Source organism: Streptomyces albiaxialis (genome assembly GCF_039530985.1).
Taxonomy (GTDB): domain Bacteria; phylum Actinomycetota; class Actinomycetes; order Streptomycetales; family Streptomycetaceae; genus Streptomyces; species Streptomyces albiaxialis.
Genome location: NZ_BAAAPE010000022.1, coordinates 162,674 through 178,199 on the forward strand (window position 1 = coordinate 162,674; position 15,526 = coordinate 178,199).

Annotated in this window: 14 protein-coding genes and 1 riboswitch; of the genes, 3 read left to right on the forward strand and 11 right to left on the reverse strand. The window is 70.6% G+C overall.

The features are described 5' to 3' along the window. Window positions 1–90: 90 nt before the first annotated feature. Window positions 91–936 carry a thioesterase family protein gene (locus tag ABD343_RS35655; RefSeq protein ID WP_344534293.1) on the reverse strand — a complete coding sequence of 282 codons (846 nt, stop codon included), beginning with the start codon at window positions 934–936 and terminating at the stop codon, window positions 91–93. A 127-nt stretch (window positions 937–1,063) separates the two neighbouring features. Here ABD343_RS35655 and ABD343_RS35660 point away from each other — a divergent pair, with 127 nt between their 5' ends. Next, complete coding sequence (locus ABD343_RS35660) at window positions 1,064–2,530, forward strand: aldehyde dehydrogenase family protein (RefSeq protein WP_344534294.1); 1,467 nt, start codon at window positions 1,064–1,066, stop codon at window positions 2,528–2,530. Window positions 2,531–2,583: 53 nt separating this feature from the next. On the opposite strand, the gene ABD343_RS35665 is transcribed toward ABD343_RS35660, so the two are convergent. Further along, complete coding sequence (locus ABD343_RS35665) at window positions 2,584–3,510, reverse strand: SDR family oxidoreductase (protein WP_344534295.1); 927 nt, start codon at window positions 3,508–3,510, stop codon at window positions 2,584–2,586. 85 nt (window positions 3,511–3,595) lie between these two features. On the opposite strand from ABD343_RS35665, the gene ABD343_RS35670 reads away from it, so the two are divergent. Further along, complete coding sequence (locus tag ABD343_RS35670) at window positions 3,596–4,261, forward strand: TetR family transcriptional regulator (RefSeq protein WP_344534296.1); 666 nt, start codon at window positions 3,596–3,598, stop codon at window positions 4,259–4,261. 18 nt (window positions 4,262–4,279) lie between these two features. On the opposite strand, the gene ABD343_RS35675 is transcribed toward ABD343_RS35670, so the two are convergent. The 8 genes from ABD343_RS35675 to ABD343_RS35710 form a co-directional block, all read right to left on the reverse strand. Beyond that, window positions 4,280–4,933 carry a trimeric intracellular cation channel family protein gene (locus ABD343_RS35675; RefSeq protein ID WP_344534297.1) on the reverse strand — a complete coding sequence of 218 codons (654 nt, stop codon included), beginning with the start codon at window positions 4,931–4,933 and terminating at the stop codon, window positions 4,280–4,282. 77 nt (window positions 4,934–5,010) lie between these two features. Then, the gene (locus tag ABD343_RS35680) at window positions 5,011–6,102 is read right to left on the reverse strand and encodes an ABC transporter ATP-binding protein (protein WP_344534298.1); all 1,092 of its coding nucleotides are present in this window, start codon (window positions 6,100–6,102) and stop codon (window positions 5,011–5,013) included. A gap of 11 nt (window positions 6,103–6,113) precedes the next feature. After that, window positions 6,114–7,412: an ABC transporter ATP-binding protein gene (locus tag ABD343_RS35685; protein WP_344534299.1), complete on the reverse strand. Its 1,299-nt coding sequence runs from the start codon at window positions 7,410–7,412 to the stop codon at window positions 6,114–6,116. Next, on the reverse strand, window positions 7,409–8,407 hold the full coding sequence (locus ABD343_RS35690) for an ABC transporter permease (protein ID WP_344534300.1): 999 nt from the start codon (window positions 8,405–8,407) through the stop codon (window positions 7,409–7,411). The genes ABD343_RS35685 and ABD343_RS35690 overlap by 4 nt, the downstream gene beginning before the upstream one ends. 138 nt (window positions 8,408–8,545) lie before the next feature. Next, the gene (locus tag ABD343_RS35695) at window positions 8,546–10,303 is read right to left on the reverse strand and encodes an ABC transporter substrate-binding protein (protein WP_344534301.1); all 1,758 of its coding nucleotides are present in this window, start codon (window positions 10,301–10,303) and stop codon (window positions 8,546–8,548) included. A gap of 68 nt (window positions 10,304–10,371) precedes the next feature. Then, complete coding sequence (locus ABD343_RS35700) at window positions 10,372–11,367, reverse strand: ABC transporter permease (protein ID WP_344534302.1); 996 nt, start codon at window positions 11,365–11,367, stop codon at window positions 10,372–10,374. A gap of 342 nt (window positions 11,368–11,709) precedes the next feature. Further along, on the reverse strand, window positions 11,710–12,480 hold the full coding sequence (locus ABD343_RS35705) for an enhanced serine sensitivity protein SseB C-terminal domain-containing protein (RefSeq protein ID WP_344534303.1): 771 nt from the start codon (window positions 12,478–12,480) through the stop codon (window positions 11,710–11,712). 187 nt (window positions 12,481–12,667) lie between these two features. Then, window positions 12,668–13,441: an enhanced serine sensitivity protein SseB gene (locus ABD343_RS35710; protein ID WP_344534304.1), complete on the reverse strand. Its 774-nt coding sequence runs from the start codon at window positions 13,439–13,441 to the stop codon at window positions 12,668–12,670. 177 nt (window positions 13,442–13,618) lie between these two features. Between ABD343_RS35710 and ABD343_RS35715 the strand changes: the two genes are divergently transcribed. Further along, on the forward strand, window positions 13,619–14,479 hold the full coding sequence (locus ABD343_RS35715) for a hypothetical protein (protein ID WP_344534305.1): 861 nt from the start codon (window positions 13,619–13,621) through the stop codon (window positions 14,477–14,479). Here the strand turns inward: ABD343_RS35715 and ABD343_RS35720 are convergent. Further along, window positions 14,457–15,167, reverse strand: coding sequence for an AAA family ATPase (locus ABD343_RS35720; RefSeq protein WP_344534307.1), 711 nt, complete (start codon window positions 15,165–15,167; stop codon window positions 14,457–14,459). The genes ABD343_RS35715 and ABD343_RS35720 overlap by 23 nt on opposite strands. 188 nt (window positions 15,168–15,355) lie before the next feature. Then, a riboswitch (glycine riboswitch) is annotated at window positions 15,356–15,466 on the forward strand. Window positions 15,467–15,526: the final 60 nt, after the last annotated feature.

The window sequence follows — 15,526 nt, forward strand, 5'->3', positions numbered from 1 at the left end:
GTCGCTCGCTTTCTCTCGGGTGCGCCTCGGCCTCTGCCGAGCGAGCTTCTTCCTTCCCCCAACGTATACGCATCACCGGAAAACGGGCATTTACGCCCGCGCGAGCTGACGGGACTGGGCGACGAGGCGGTCGGCCGAGTCCCAGATCTCCCCGTCCTCCTCCAGGAAGCCGGTCGCGAGGTTGCGCGTGGTGAGCGAGACGCGCAGCGGGCCGGGCGCCGGGCGGGCCCGCACATGGACGCTCATCTCGACCGTGGGCAGCCAGCCGGTGAGGCCGAGGTCGAAGCCGGTGGGCGGCAGCGCGTCGACGGCCATGAGGAGCGAGAGCGGGTCCGGCTCGCGCCCGTCCGCCAGCGAGAGCCAGGCGCGGATCTCGCCGCGCCCGCTGGGCTCGCCGAGCGCCCAGCCGCAGGTCTCCGGGTCGAGCCGGAGGTCGAGACGATGGCTCATCTCCGGCACGGGGACGCCACCGGACGGGGCGTCCGAGGCGCTGAAGCAGTGCTCGGGCGGCGGCATGGCGGGCGGCTTGGCGCCGGTGCGCACCTCGCCGGTGAGCGCGTCCAGGTCGCCGTAGGTGGCGAGGGCGCGGACACGCTCGATCTCGTTCCCCTCGGCGTCGCGCTGGACGAGCGCGGCGGAGGCCGTGGAGACCGTGGAGACCGTACGCCCCGTCCGCACCGGCTCGGTGCGGATCTCGGCCGGGCCGGCGACGCTCGCGGTGAGGTAGTGGGCGCTGATCGCGAACGGGTCGGGATGGGGCAGCGACTCGCGCAGCGCCCGCCCGAGGACGGAGAGGAGATAGCCCCCGTTGAGCGCGCGGCCTATCGCCCATCCTGGAGAAAGCTGGGCCTCAAGGACGCCCTGCTCACGCGGCCGTACGGCCGTGTCGCGGTCGAATTCGCTGGTGACGGGGGCGTCGAGTGGAGCATCGGACATGAATCGCACGCTACACCGAGGTGTTACCGATCGGTAGAAGTGGCAGGAGACCAGTAGTGCCCCCTTCACCAACTCCACCCGCACGTACTTAACTTGTCGTCCGGACCAGGGAAGGAAGCCAGCGCCAATGTCGTATTTCGCGAAACTCGCGCTCCAGTACATCGATGGGGTGTGGCGTCCGGGCACCGGCTCCTGGGACCTCATCGACTTCGATCCCTACAGCGGCGAGAAGCTCGCATCCGTCACAGTCGCTACGGCGAGCGAGGTCGACCAGGCATATCGGGCGGCCGAGCGCACGCAGCGTGACTGGGCAGCGGCCGGAGGCGCCTCCCGGGCGAGGTCCGGGGGAGGCTTCGCGCGCAGGGAGATATTCGAGCGTGCCGTGCGCCTGATCGAGGAGCGCGCCGACCGGCTGGCCGAGGTGCTGATCACCGAGACGGGCACGCCACGTGCACGGGCCGAGTTCGAGCTGGGTCTCGCCCAGGAGATCCTGCGCGAGGCGTGCGGGCTGGCGGTCCGGCCCGGCGGGCGGATGCTGCCCTCCCCGGTGGAGGGCAAGGAGAACCTGCTGCACCGCGAACCGGTGGGCGTGGTCGGGGTCATCAGCCCGTTCCACTATCCCTTCCTGCTCGCGCTCGGCGCCGTCGCCCCCGCGCTCGCGCTGGGCAACGCGGTGGTGCTCAAGCCGCACCAGAACACCCCGGTCAGCGGCGGCACTCTGGTCGCCGAGCTGCTGGAGGAGGCGGGGCTGCCGCCCGGCCTGCTGAACGTGCTGATCACCGACATCGCGGAGATCGGTGACGCGCTGATCGAGCACCCCGTGCCCCGCGTGATCTCCTTCACCGGCTCGGACAAGACGGCGCGGCACGTCGCGGCCGTCGCCGCGGGGCACTTCAAGCGCACGGTGCTCGAACTCCGGGGCAGCAGCTCCTTCATCGTCCTCGACGACGCCGATCTCGCCCAGGCCGCGCAGGCCGCCGCCTTCAGCCGCTTCGTCCACCGCGGACAGGGCGGGGGCGCCTCGGTGAGCCGGGTCCTCGTCCACCGGGACGTGGAGCGGGAGTTCACCGAGGAGTTCACCGCGCGGGTGCGCGCGCTGCGGGCCGGGGACCCGCGCGACCCGGAGACGCGGATCGGGCCGCTGCTCAGCCCGGCGCAGGCCGACGCGGTCGTGGCACTGGCCGACCACGCGATCGGCGAGGGCGCGGTGGCCCTGGTGCGGGGCGAGGCCGAGGGCTCGCTCGTCCGGCCGACGGTACTGTCGGGGCTCGCCCCCGATTCGGCGCTGCTGCGGCAGGAGATCTTCGGGCCCGTCGCGGCCCTGCTCCCGTTCGACGGCGACGAGGAGGCCGCCCGGCTCACCAACGACGCGCCCTTCGGCCTCGGCGCCGCCGTGCACACCCGGGACGTCCAGCGGGGCCTCGCGCTCGCGCGGCGCATCGAGACCGGGGTGGTGCACCTGAACGGGCCGGGCGCGCTGGACGAGCCCTCGGTCCCCTTCGGGGGGAGGCTGCGGGGCGAGGGGGCCTGGGAGGCGTTCACCACGCAGCGCTGGGTCTCGGTGCAGCACGGCCGCAGCGAATTTCCCTTCTAGGAGCGCCCGTCCGGGGCAACTGAGCCTGCGAACGAGCCTCCGGAGCCAGGGGCTCATGCCGGCGGCACCCGGAAATAGTGCCCCGCGTCGAGGTCTTCGAGGAGACCCGGGCGCGTGGGCCGCCACCCCGTCAGCTCGCGGGTGAGCGCGCCCGACGCCGGCTGGTCGGCGGAGAGGATCGGGGCCAGCCAGCCGAAGTGCTCCCCCGCCTCCCCGGGCGGGACGGGGACCACGGGCAGGCCCAGATGGCGGCCGATGACCTCGGCGACGGCGCGCAGGGGCACGCCCTCGTCGCCCACGGCGTGCAGCGTCGTGCCCGCCTCGGCCTCCTCCAGCGCGAGGCGGAACAGGCGGGCGGCGTCCAGGCGGTGGACGGCGGGCCAGCGGTTCGTCCCGTCGCCGACATGACCCGCCACTCCCCTCTCGCGGGCGGTCCGGGCCAGGACCGCGACGAATCCCGGGTCCCCCTCGCCGTGGACGGTGCGCGGCAGCCGCACCACGGACACGCGCACACCCCGCGAGGCGAGCGCGAGCGCCCACTCGGCGGTGGCCATCCTGTCCGGTCTGCCGCTGACCGCGCCTGTCCCGCCCCCGTGCCCGTCCTTCTCGGTGGCCGCGCGGCCCGGCTCCACGGGGGTGCCGGAGGCGAGGACGAAGGGCTTGCCGGACCCGGCGAGCGCCTCCCCCAGCGCCTCGACGGCCCGCCGGTCCGCCTCGGCGGCGCCCAGCGGGTCGCCGTCGAAGAAGGCCAACTCGTGCTTGTACGCCAGATGGATCACGCCGTCCGTCCCGGCGGCGGCCTCGCGCAGCACGCCCAGATCGTCGAGAGAGCCGCGGAGCGCCTCGGCGCCCGCCGCGGCGAGGGCCTCCGCCGAGGCCTCGGAGCGGGCGAGGCCGACGACCCGGTGCCCGGCATCGATGAGATCCGGAACGACGGCGGAGCCGATCCAGCCGGACGCACCCGTCACGAAAACACGCACGGCAAACCTCCTGACGGCAGTGACTGACATCGCCCTCCACGTTAGCACGCGACGTCAGTCGCTGTCATCGCGTAGGATCAGCGGCATGGCGAGATGGGAGCCGAACGCGCGCGGACGGCTGGAGCAGGCGGCGCTGGAGCTGTACCGGGAGCGGGGATTCGACACGACGACCGTGAAGGAGATCGCCCAGCGGGCGGGCCTCACGGAGCGGACGTTCTTCCGCCACTTCGCCGACAAGCGCGAGGTCCTCTTCCCGCACGGGAACCCGCTGGGGGAGAACCTCGTGGCGGCCCTGGGCGCCGTCCCGGAGACGGCCCCGCCGCTCGACGCGGTGGTCTCGGCCCTCCGGAAGGCCTCCGGCCTCTTCGAGGAGCGCCGGGAGCTGGTCCGGCACCGCCAGGCCGTCATCAGCGCGCACGCCGAGCTTCAGGAGCGCGAGCTGGCCAAGCTCGCCTCGCTCAGCGCCTCGCTCACCGAGGCGCTGACCGCGCGCGGAGTGCCGAGGACGACCGCGGTCCTGGCGGCCGAGACCGGGATGGCCGTCTTCAAGGTCGCGTTCACGCGCTGGCTCGACGCGCACGAGGAGCCGGGCCAGCGGGCTCAGCAGGACCGGCGTGATCTGCCGGATCAGCGGGACCAGCCGGATCAGGCCGATCAGCCGGATCAGCCGGGCCAGCGGGCTCAGCCGGATCTCGCGGACCTCGTCCAGGAGACGCTCGACGAGCTGAAGGCCCTCGCCGCACAGGACTGAGCCCCCCCCGGGAGCCGTCTACGACTCGTCCGCCGTCGCGCTGCGCCGGTTCCAGGCGCGCGGGGCCCGCCAGTTGTAGCGCAGCGCCAGCAGGCGCAGGACGAACGCGAGAACGGCCGCCGCGGCCATGGCCACAGGGGTCGCCCGGTCCCAGTGGATCAGCAGCGCCGTGGCGGTGGCGCCGACGACGGCGGGAACGGCGTACATCTCTCGGTCCCAGCGCAGCAGCGAGGGCACCTCGTTCGCGAGGACGTCGCGCAGTACCCCGCCCCCGGCGGCGGTCGCGAGGCCCAGCACGGCGGACGCGGTGAGGCTGAGCCCGAACTCGTGGGCCTTGAGCGTGCCCGCGACACAGAAGAGGCCGAGTCCGGCCGCGTCGAAGACCAGGACGGCCTTGTTGATCCGTTCGACCACGGGGTGCAGAAAGAAGACGATCACCGTGGCGACCAGGGGCGTGAGGAAGTACCCGAGGTCGGTGAAGGCGGCCGGGGGCACGGCGCCGATGACCACGTCGCGGAAGAGCCCGCCGCCCAGGCCCGTCACCTCGGCGAGCACGGCCAGCCCGAAGACGTCGAAGTTCCGGCGCACGGCGAGCAGCGCGCCGGAGAGGGCGAAGACGAAGATCCCGACGAGGTCCAGCGTGTGCACGAGCGGCGAGCTGAAAAAGTCCACGGGCCCTTTCTACCGGGCTCGTGGACCTTTTCCGCCGCCGCCTCGTACGGGCGGCTCCCGCACCGCGGGCTCCGCGGCTACTTCTCCACCAGGAGCTTGGTGTCGCCCGGCTCCTGGTCCGGAGCGTTCTCCGGGTGGTGGCAGGCGACCTGGTGCCCGGTCTCCAGCGCCACCAGCGGCGGCTCCTTGGTCTTGCACACCTCGGTCGCCTTCCAGCACCGGGTGTGGAAGCGGCAGCCCGAGGGCGGGTTCATCGGCGAGGGGACGTCGCCCTGGAGCAGGATGCGCTCCCGGCCGCCGCCGGACTGCTTGCGCCGCGGGTCCGGCACCGGCACCGCGGAGAGCAGCGCCCGGGTGTACGGGTGCATCGGGCGGTCGTAGAGCGACTGGCGGTCGGTCAGCTCGACGATCTTCCCGAGGTACATCACCGCGATCCGGTCCGAGACGTGCCGGATGACGGAGAGGTCGTGGGCGATGATCACGTAGGTGAGGCCCAGCTCCTCCTGGAGGTCGTCCAGCAGGTTCACGACCTGCGCCTGGATCGACACGTCGAGCGCGGAGACCGGCTCGTCGGCCACGACCAGCTTCGGGTTGAGCGCGAGGGCCCGCGCGATGCCGATGCGCTGCCGCTGGCCGCCGCTGAACTCATGCGGGTACCGGTTGTAGTGCTCGGGGCTGAGCCCGACCCGCTGGAGCAGCCGCTGCACCTCGTCCTTGAGCCCGCCCTCGGGCTTGACGCCCTGGAGCTTGAAGGGGGCGCTGACGATCGAGCCGACCGTGTGCCGCGGGTTCAGCGAGGAGTACGGGTCCTGGAAGATCATCTGCACGTCGCGGCGCAGCGGACGCATGCCGTTGACGCCGAGGTGCGTGATGTCCGTGCCCTCGAACTCGATGTTCCCGGCGGTCGGTTCGAGCAGCCGGGTGATCAGCCGGCCCATCGTGGACTTGCCGCAGCCGGACTCGCCCACGACGCCGAGGGTCTCCCCCGAGCGCACGTCGAAGTCCAGGCCGTCGACCGCGAGCACCGCGCCGACCTGCCGCTTGAAGAGGCCCTTGGTCACCGGGAAGTGCTTCTTCAGCCCGCTGACCTTGAGCAGCGTCTCGCCCTCACGGGGCTCCGCGACGGTCGCCGTGCCGCCCTTCGGCTGGTCGGAGTTGGAGTCGGTCATCTCTGCCTCGCTCACAGCTTGGGCGCAATCTCTTCGTTCCAGATCCGCTCCCGGTCCTCCTGCGCCATGTGGCAGGCGGACAGGTGCCCCGGGGACACCTCGCGCAGCTCGGGCCGCGTGGTGCGGGTGACGCCGCCCTTGGGCACGTCCGCGTAGGGGCAGCGGGGATTGAAGGCGCAGCCTTCGGGCACGTTGATCAGGCTCGGCGGGGAGCCCTTGACCGGGATGAGGCGCTCGGTCCTGTCCCGGTCGATACGGGGCATCGAGCCGAGCAGGCCCCAGGTGTAGGGGTGCTGCGGCTCGTAGAAGACCTTCTCGGCCGTCCCGTACTCGACGCAGCGGCCGCCGTACATCACCAGGATGTCGTCCGACAGCTCGGCGACGACGCCCAGGTCGTGGGTGATGATGATGACGGCCGAGCCGAACTCCTTCTGCAGGTCCCGGATCAGGTCGAGGATCTGCGCCTGGACGGTGACGTCCAGGGCGGTCGTCGGCTCGTCCGCGATCAGCAGCTCGGGGTTGTTCACGAGCGACATCGCGATCATCGCGCGCTGCCGCATACCGCCGGAGAACTCGTGCGGGAAGCTGTCCACCCGCTTCTTCGGCTCGGGGATGCCCACGCGGTCGAGCAGCTCGATGGCGCGGGTACGCGCCTTCTTCTTGTCGACGTTGTGGTGGACGCGGTACGCCTCGACGATCTGGTGGCCGACCGTGAAGAACGGGTGCAGCGCCGAGAGCGGGTCCTGGAAGATCATGGAGATCTCCCGGCCGCGCAGCTTGCGCACCGTGTCCGCGTCGGCGCTGAGCAGCTCCTGGCCGTTCAGCCAGATCTCGCCGGAGATCTTCGGGCGCTGGCGCCCGTACTGGCCGACGGTGTGCAGGCCCATGATGCCGAGCGAGGTCACCGACTTGCCGGAGCCCGACTCGCCCACGATGCCGAGCGTCTTCCCCTTCTCCAGGGTGAAGGTGAGCCCGTCGACGGACTTGACCATGCCGTCCTGGGTGGGGAAGTGGATGCGCAGGTCGCGGACGTCGAGGAACGCGCTCGCGGGCTTCTTGTCCAGCACCGGCTCACCGGGCGCGGTCCCCGTCGAGGTGAGGTCCGCGTCCTCCTTGGCGACGTCCTTCTCGCCCTCGGAAGGCTTGGCCTCGGAGGACTTGGCCTCGGAGGACTTGGCCTCGGCCTTCGCGACCTCCGCCGTCTTCTCGGCCTTCACGGCCTTCTCCGCCTTGGCCGCGGCCTTCTCCTGCTCGTCCGGCGTCTGCTCGTCCGGCTTCGCGTCCGCTGGTTCTTTGCTGGGGTCTGTCATGCGAGCCTCACTCGGGGGTCGATCACGCCGTACAGCAGGTCGACGATGAGATTCGCGATGACGACGGCGGTTGCGGTGATGAGGGTGACGCCGAGGATCAGCGGCAGGTCCTTGTCGTTGATCGCCTTCAGCACGGCCTGGCCGAGGCCCGGGATGCTGAAGGTGGTCTCGGTGAGGATCGCGCCGCCCATCAGCGCGCCGAGGTCGATGCCGAGGAGCGTGAGGATCGGCGTCATGGTCGAGCGCATGGCGTGCTTCCCGATGACGACCGGTTCCTTGATGCCCTTGGCCCTGGCCGTACGGATGTAGTCCTCGCCCATCACTTCCAGCATGGTGGCCCGGGTGATACGGGCGTACATCGCGCCGAAGAGGAAGGCGAGGCTGATCCAGGGCAGGATCATGCCGCTGAACCACTTCGCCGCGTTCTCACCGAACGGGGTGAAGGAGTTGCTCACCAGGTCGAGCTGGTAGGCGAAGACCGACAGCAGGATGAGACCGGTGAAGTAGACGGGCAGGGAGACGCCGGCGAGCGCGCCGGTCATGCCCATGCGGTCCCAGATGCTGCCGCGCTTGAGCGCGGAGACGATACCCACCGCGAGGCCGATGATCAGCCACAGGAAGGCGGCGCCGGCCGCGAGGGACAGGGTCACGGGCAGCCGGTCGGTCAGGACCGGCCAGATCTCCTGCTCGGTGCGGAAGGAGTAGCCGAAGCACGGGGCGGAGCAGTGAGTGGTGTCGCCCCCGCCGGTGTAGTCCCGTCCGACGAAGATGCCTTTGAAGAACTCGAAGAGCTGAACGAGGATCGGCTCGTCGAGCTGGAGCTTCTGGCGTACGCCTTCGATGGCCTCCTTGTCGGCCTGTTTGCCGACGAACATCGTGGCCGGGTCGGTTCCGGTCCACTTGGGGATCAGGAAGAAGATGCAGAAGACCGCCAGGATGATGACGACCAGCATCACTGCGACGGCGAACAGCCGCCTGATGAGATATGTGAGCACTGCTCTCGGCCGCCCGGCGGCGGCCCGGCCCCTCCCCCGGGTGCGGGGGTATCGGCCGGGCCGCCGTCGCGGCCTTCACCTGCCCTTCGTGCCAGCGGCGGGTGCGCCGTCAGATGGTGATGTCGGTGGCGGTTTCGGTCACTTGACGCCGATGTTCACGAAGTCGTACCAGCCGCTGAAGGCATCGGTGGAGTAGACGTTCGTCAGTCGGCTGGAGCGCCACTGGACGACCTTCAGGTAGGTCAGCGGGAGGTAGTAACCGCCCTTCATGACCTCCTTGTTGACCTCGGCGTACTTCTCCGCGGCCTTGTCGGGGTCCAGCTCGGCGATGGCCTCGGCGAAGCCCTCGTCGACCTTCTTGTCGTCGATCAGGGCGTAGTTGTTGTTGCCGTTGTCCAGGATGTACTTGCTGTGCCACAGCGGAACGCCGTAGCCCTGGCCACTCGGGAAGTCCGGCCCCCAGCCGTAGAGGACCATCCCGTAGCCCTTCTTCTTCACGACATTCGGGTTACCGACGATCGAGGAGCCCTGGGCGCCGTCGAACTGGTCGATCTCCACGTCGATGCCGATCTTCTTCAGCGACGCCTGGATCGCCTCGGAGGACTTCACATCGGACTTGTCGGTGTTACGGACGGCGAGCGTGGTCTTGAAGCCGTCCGGCTTGCCGCACTTCTTCAGCTCTTCCTTGGCCTTCGCGACGTTGGCCTTGCCGCCGTTCTTCAGCACGCCGTACTGGTCGTCGCTCTTGTCGTGACCGGGGACGACCGGGGGCAGCATGTTCTGCGCGATCGCGCCGCCCGCCATCGGGCCGCCGCGCGCGGTCTGCACGGACTTGTGGTCCGTGCCGTAGATCGCGGCCTTGCGGCAGTGGATGTTGTCGAACGGCTTGACGCTCTGCGGGAACGCCACGTACGAGATGAAGCCCGACTGCGGGTTGTCGACGTTGCCCTTGTGCTGCTTGAGCGCGGTCGTACGGCCCTGCGAGTCCATGCCGCGCTGGTTGAGGTCGAGGTCCGCGTCGCCGTTGATGAGGCGCTTGTCGCGCTCGTCGGCGTTGGTGAGCAGGGTGACCTTGACCTGGTCCGGCAGCGCCTTGCGGAGCTTGTCCTCCTTGCGGTCCCAGTGCTTGTTGCGGACCAGCGTGAGGTTCTTGTTGGGCGTGTACGACTGGAACTTGTACGGGCCCGAGGAGAACGGCTTCAGCGCGTACTTGGACTTGGTGTCCTTGTCCTTGCGCACCGGCGAGTTGGTGGGCATGGCGAGCATCTGCTCGAAGTCACCGTTGGGCTTGGGAAGGTGGAAGACGATCGTCTTCTCGTCCTTGACCTCGATGCCCTTGAAGCCCTTGCCCTTGTCCTCGTAGGGACCCTTGTACTTGCCGTCCGGGTCGAGGACGTCCTTCAGGTAGACGGGGCCGCCGGACAGCGTCTTCTGCGCCCACTGGCGCTCGATGCCGTACTTGACGTCCTCAGCCGTGATCGGCTTGCCGTCCTCCCACTTGAGGCCGTCCTTGAGCTCGTACGTGTACGTCTTCTTGTCGTCCGAGATCTTGCCGTGGCTCTTGGCGAGGTCGGGCTGGAGCTTGATGCCGCCCTGGCCCGGCTTCGGCGAGTAGCTGACGAGCTGGCGGCTGTAGTAGCGCGCGAAGTCGAAGGCGAAGCCGTAGTACATCCGGGTGGTGTCCCAGGAGTCGGCGTCCTGGACGCCGACGAACTTGAGCGTGCCGCCCTTCTTGTCCGACGCGTTCGCGACCTTGCCGACGCCCGCGTTGAACCCGCCGCCCTTGCTCTCGCTGTCGTCGTCACCGCCGCCGCAGGCCGATATGGCCAGCAGGGGGCCGATGGCGAGCGCGGAGACCGCGGCCAGTCGACGCCTCGATGTGCGTTTGGTTGTCACTTTCTCGCAACCTCCGTGTAGGTCACGGCCCGCACCATCGCGAGGCCGGGGGGATCTTGGCTGGGGGGTCAACGGGTCCCCTTGGGGTCGAGCGCGTCGCGCACGCCGTCGCCGAAGAGGTTGAAGGCGAGCACCGTGAGGAAGATCGCGACACCGGGGATGATCATGTACATCGGGTCGGATTCGTAGTACGTCACGGCGTCGGACAGCATCGAACCCCAGGAGGCGGTGGGGGGTTTGACGCCCACCCCGAGGAAGCTGAGCGCGGCCTCGGTGAGGATGTTGGTCGGGATCATCAGCGTCGTGTAGACGGTGATCGGCGCGACCAGGTTGGGCAGCAGTTCCTTGCTCAGGATGTAGCGCCGCCCCGCGCCCAGGCTGCGGGCGGCCTCGATGTACTCCCGTTCCCGGAGGGAGAGCACTTGTCCTCTGACGATGCGGCCGATATAGGGCCAGCCGAAGAAGCCGATCACCAGGATCATCACCATCAGCCGGACGCCCGTACCCGTGAGCCCGAACATGTTGTTCGGCATGACCGAGATCAGCGAGATCGCGAAGAGGAGCTGCGGGAAGGCCAGCAGCATGTCCATCACGCGGCTGATGAGGGCGTCGAGCCAGCCGCCGAAGTAGCCGGCGAGCGTGCCGAGCAGCGTGCCGATGACCACCGCGACGAAGGCGGAGAGGAAGCCGACGAGGATCGAGACCCGGGCCCCGTAGAGGATGCGGGCGAGGATGTCGCGGCCGCTGACGGGCTCGACACCGAGCAGGTGGTCCCCGCTGATGCCGCCCAGGTCTCCCTTGGGCGTGCTGAAGAGCGGGTCGATCAGATTCTCGTGGCGCTCGTTCGGGTCCTGGCCGGTCAGCGACGTGAGCAACGGAGCGAAGATCGCGACCAGGATGAGGGTCAGAACGATCGCACCGCCAATGAGTGCCAGCCTGTCACGCTTGAGCCGCTCCCAGGCGATCCGGCCGAGCGAACGGCCTTCGATGGCCTTCTCAGCGCCGCTGGGCGCGGGCTCGGCGACCGCGGTTTCCGCGGACGTCTCGTGCAGTGGTGCCGTCATCGTGGTGGGAACCCCTTCTCGACCGGCAGTTGACCAGTCCACGCACGCCGCTGTAGCGGCCGGTTCGCATGCAGTTCGTACAGAAGGCCGATGGCCTATGGCTGGGGAGTCTTCATCGCGCTCTCGATCACCCGCCAGACCTCCTGGGGAAAGGATGCGCAACTGTGATGTGACGCGTCATGTTCCGTTATGCGGACGAAAGTTGACGTTGAGCGGTGTCGGGGCGCTCGATTTGTCCCGTTCTGATCCGTCTGCACGTGGCCGAAATCCGGCCAGGAATTCCCCGCCTCGGGGGAGGAACGCGACGCCGCGGCAAAGCGGCACAAAAGGGGCGGATCGCCCTCAGCGTGCGCGCGGGTACCCGTACCCGAACCCCGGGGCCGCGGCAACCCCCTGGGCGTCGCGGTCGAAGAAGGGGCGGGACTGGCTGCGCAGCCACATCGCCACCGGGTCGTAATCGTCCGACATGGCGACGCTGGAGACGGGCAGGCCGTCCGGCACCGCCGAGATCGACTGCCGCATCATCTGCCGCGCGGCCTCGACCGAGTGCGGAGCGGTGTCGTACAGCTCCAGGCCGATGGCGAGGTACGGGACGCCCAGCGCGGGGTGCACCCAGGCGCGGCGCATCGAGCGGACGGCGGGGGTGTGGTGCGCGTTCTGCGTCAGCAGCGCGTAGAACTGCGGGATCTCCAGGGACGGTTCGGAGATCCGCAGCGGACCGGCCGGCAGCCGGTCGAGCCCGGCGGCGATCCGCCGCAGGTCGAGCCACGGGATGCCGATGCCGCCGCCGGGGGTGTGCGGATTGAGCCAGATGCCCCAGCGGTCGGGGAAGAGGGCGGCGGCGATGTCACGGCCGGAGACGACCTCGTGCGCCCTGTTCCACCCCGAGGCGGCCAGCTCCTGGGCGGAGGTCACGCACGGCGCGTATCCGTACCCGCCGACCTCCATGTTTCCGTACTGCGCGTCGGGGGACCCGGCCTGCCCGTTCCACAGCAGCATCCAGAGCCGGCTCTCGGCGAGGGCGCGCAGCAGGGACTCATAGGTCTCGTAGGTGTCGCTCCGGCCCGGCGACACCTGCCGCAGGAGCTGCTCGACGCTTCCACCCGCGCTCACCTGGGCCGCCCTTCCCTTACCTGTGCCGTACACCCCTGGCGCCCGGCCCGCCGGTCATGTGCGCCGGGCACGCCTGTGCGCCCCGCCGTCATCCAACCAGCTTAGGTCCCGGGCACGACATCGGTCCTCGTCCCTCAGCCCGACTTCGCGACTTTCCCCCGCGTTCCCCCGCCGATTTCCCCCGTCCTCACTCCTGGCGCGCGTAGAAGGGACGGACGCACTCGCGCATCCAGTCCACCACCGGATCGCGCGCCGCGTCGAGCAGCACCATCTGCACGGGCCACTTCACCGAGTGCGTGCCCAGCGCGCGGCCGAGCGCGTCATGGGCCGCCTGCCTCGACTCCGGGTCGAGCAGGTCGAGTTCGATGCCGATGAAGAGCGCGGGCGGCTCGCCCTCGGAGCTGGCCAGGGCCCGCCGCGCGGTCCGTACGGCCCCGAGTGCGGCGAACTCGGCGGAGACCGCGGCGAGGAAGTCGACCGGGTCGTCCTGCCAGTCCGGCTCGAAGAGGCGGACGCGGGCGCCGCGCGCCACGCCGGTCACGGCCTGCTCGGACGAGGTGTTCTCGCACAGCTCGGCGACGGCCTCGGGGGGCAGCGGCACCCCGACCGTCCCCTCCGGGTTCACCGCGAGGCCCACCTGGGGCGGCAGCCCGCGCGCGAACTCCCGCGCGGGCGCGATGGTGAACGACATATGGGAGCCCGCGACCTGGAGGAACTGCTGCTCCGAGCTGAAGACGGGGACATAGGCCGCGCCGCCCAACTCGACGGTCGGCAGCGCGAGATCCCTGCTCTCCGGGCCGCCGCCCTCGGGCAGCGGCACCCACAGACTGCTGCGCCGCAGGACCTCCAGCAGCCGGGCACCGGCTCCGGGCACGTCGAGGGAGGCCGCGAGGGTTTCCTCCAACTCGTTACCCGGCCATCCCCCGCCATGGCCCGGCCCGTACTGCTGCGGAAAGGTCATGCCGACCAGCCTATCCGTGCATCCGGGTGACACGGATGGCGGAACGGTGAGGGAGAGGGGCATAACCCGGTTGCTCACGTACGGCGACTCTCCGGTTGCGGAGCGCACGCGAGGCCCGAAAGGTGGTGAACGTCCCACTTATGTGCTTACGAGCACGCTCACTGGAGGAATCCCCCCATGCACGTCAATCGCATCACCGCCGTCGCCGTCACCGCGCTCGCGGGCTCGCTCGCCCTCGGTCTCGCGGGCGTCGCCACCGCCGACCACGGCCCCGCCCACAAGGCCGAGCCGAAGCCCGCGCCCGTCGCCCCGAAGCAGCAGCAGCTCGCGCAGCAGGCCGAGACGCTCCAGGACACGGCCGCCGTGAGCGACGCCGTCGGCCGGGTGCTCAGCGACGTCTCGCAGGCGAAGGACGGCAAGCTCGCCCCGTTCCGTGCCCAGCAGCACGCCCACCGCATCGCCAAGGCGCTCCGCGAGCTGCGCACGTCGATCGCGCCGAAGGCCGCCAAGGCCCGCCCGCTGCCCGCCGCCGAGCTGACCACGAAGGCCGCGGCCCAGCTCCAGGCCAGCTCCGCCGAGCTGCTGAAGGCGTCGGCCGCCGGTGACGCGCGCAAGACCCGCGCCGCCGCGGAGAAGACGCTGCTCAGCACGGTGAACGTGATCGCCGCGGCGAACGCCAACAGCAAGCTCCCGGCCGCCGACCTCAAGGGTCTCGCCAAGGTCCCGAAGACCCCGCAGGCCGCGAAGAAGCCGCAGGAGGCGAAGAAGCCCCAGGAGGCCAAGAAGCCCCAGGAGGCGAAGAAGCCGCAGAAGCCCCAGAACGCGCAGAAGCCGCAGAACCCGCAGAAGCCGCAGGACGCCACGCAGCCGCAGGCCCCGCAGAACCCCCAGACCCCGCAGACGGGCCAGCAGCCCCAGAACCCGCAGGTCCCCCAGGCCCCGCAGGGTCAGCAGAACCCGCAGACCCCCGCGCAGCCCGCCGCGCCCGCGAACCCGGCGGCCCCCGCCTCGCCGGTCACCCCGGCAGAGGGTCGCTGACACCGGGGGCCGCGCTGACGCGGCCCCCGCTGTCCCCGCGCACGGTCCCGTCCCCTCGTCCCGGGGACGGGACCGTGCGCGTGCGCAGCCCCTCGGGGACCGGGGCGAAGACCATCCCGCTCAGCGCCTCGGCCGCGGCCCGGTCCAGCAGGACGGCGGTGTCCGTGCCGCGCGGCAGCCTGTCCTCCTCCGCGTCGGCGGTGAGCCTGCGCACGGCACGCAGGTGACGGCGGAACGCGTACCCGGACACGCCCCGGCCGCGCGCCGCCTGCCCGGCGAGCGCCGTCTCGGGCGGGACGTCGAGCAGCAGCAGGTGCAGGGCGCGGCCGCGCCGCCGCGCGTCGGCGGCCAGCCAGCGCCGCACCCAGCTCTGCGTCCCGCAGTCGTGCACCACCACGCCGGCGCCGGAGGCCAGGGCCCGCCGCAGGCCCGCGTAGTGCGCGATCCGCGCCAGCGGGCGGTACGCCCCGTACGGCAGCCAGGACGGCAGGGCCCGCTCCCAGCGCTCGCGGGTGTCCTGGGAGTCGACGCTGATCACCCCGTACGCCCCGCCGCGTACGGGCACCGTCCGCCGGATCAGCGTCGACTTGCCGCTGCCGGGGAGCCCGGAGACCACCACCACATCGCCGTCCGGATAGCGCAGAACGCCTCCGGCCGCCGTCCCCCGCAGGTCGCGCAGGCTGCCCACAGATCACCCCTCCCGGAGGCGGCAGCTCCGCCGCCGCTCCTCAGAGAGTGTCAAGAAAAGGTAATGCGATTCAAGGTGATTGCCCGCCCAACAGGGGCAGTCGGGCGCGGCGGCCCCGTGCGATGCTGCGTCTTCCGGGGGGCTATCCCCCGTGCAATGATGTGCGGGCCAACTCCATACAGGCCGTTCGAGCCCGCGCGGGAGAGTCCTCGGAAGCCGGTCGCAGACCGGGTCGCCGGGGCGCCGAAGGAGCAAGATCCTCCCTTGAATCTCTCAGGCCCCGATACCGCGCAGGGTGAGGCAGATCTGAAAAGCGAGCCCTCCGCCATCCGGCGGTGCGGCTCCACCCAAGGTGCAAG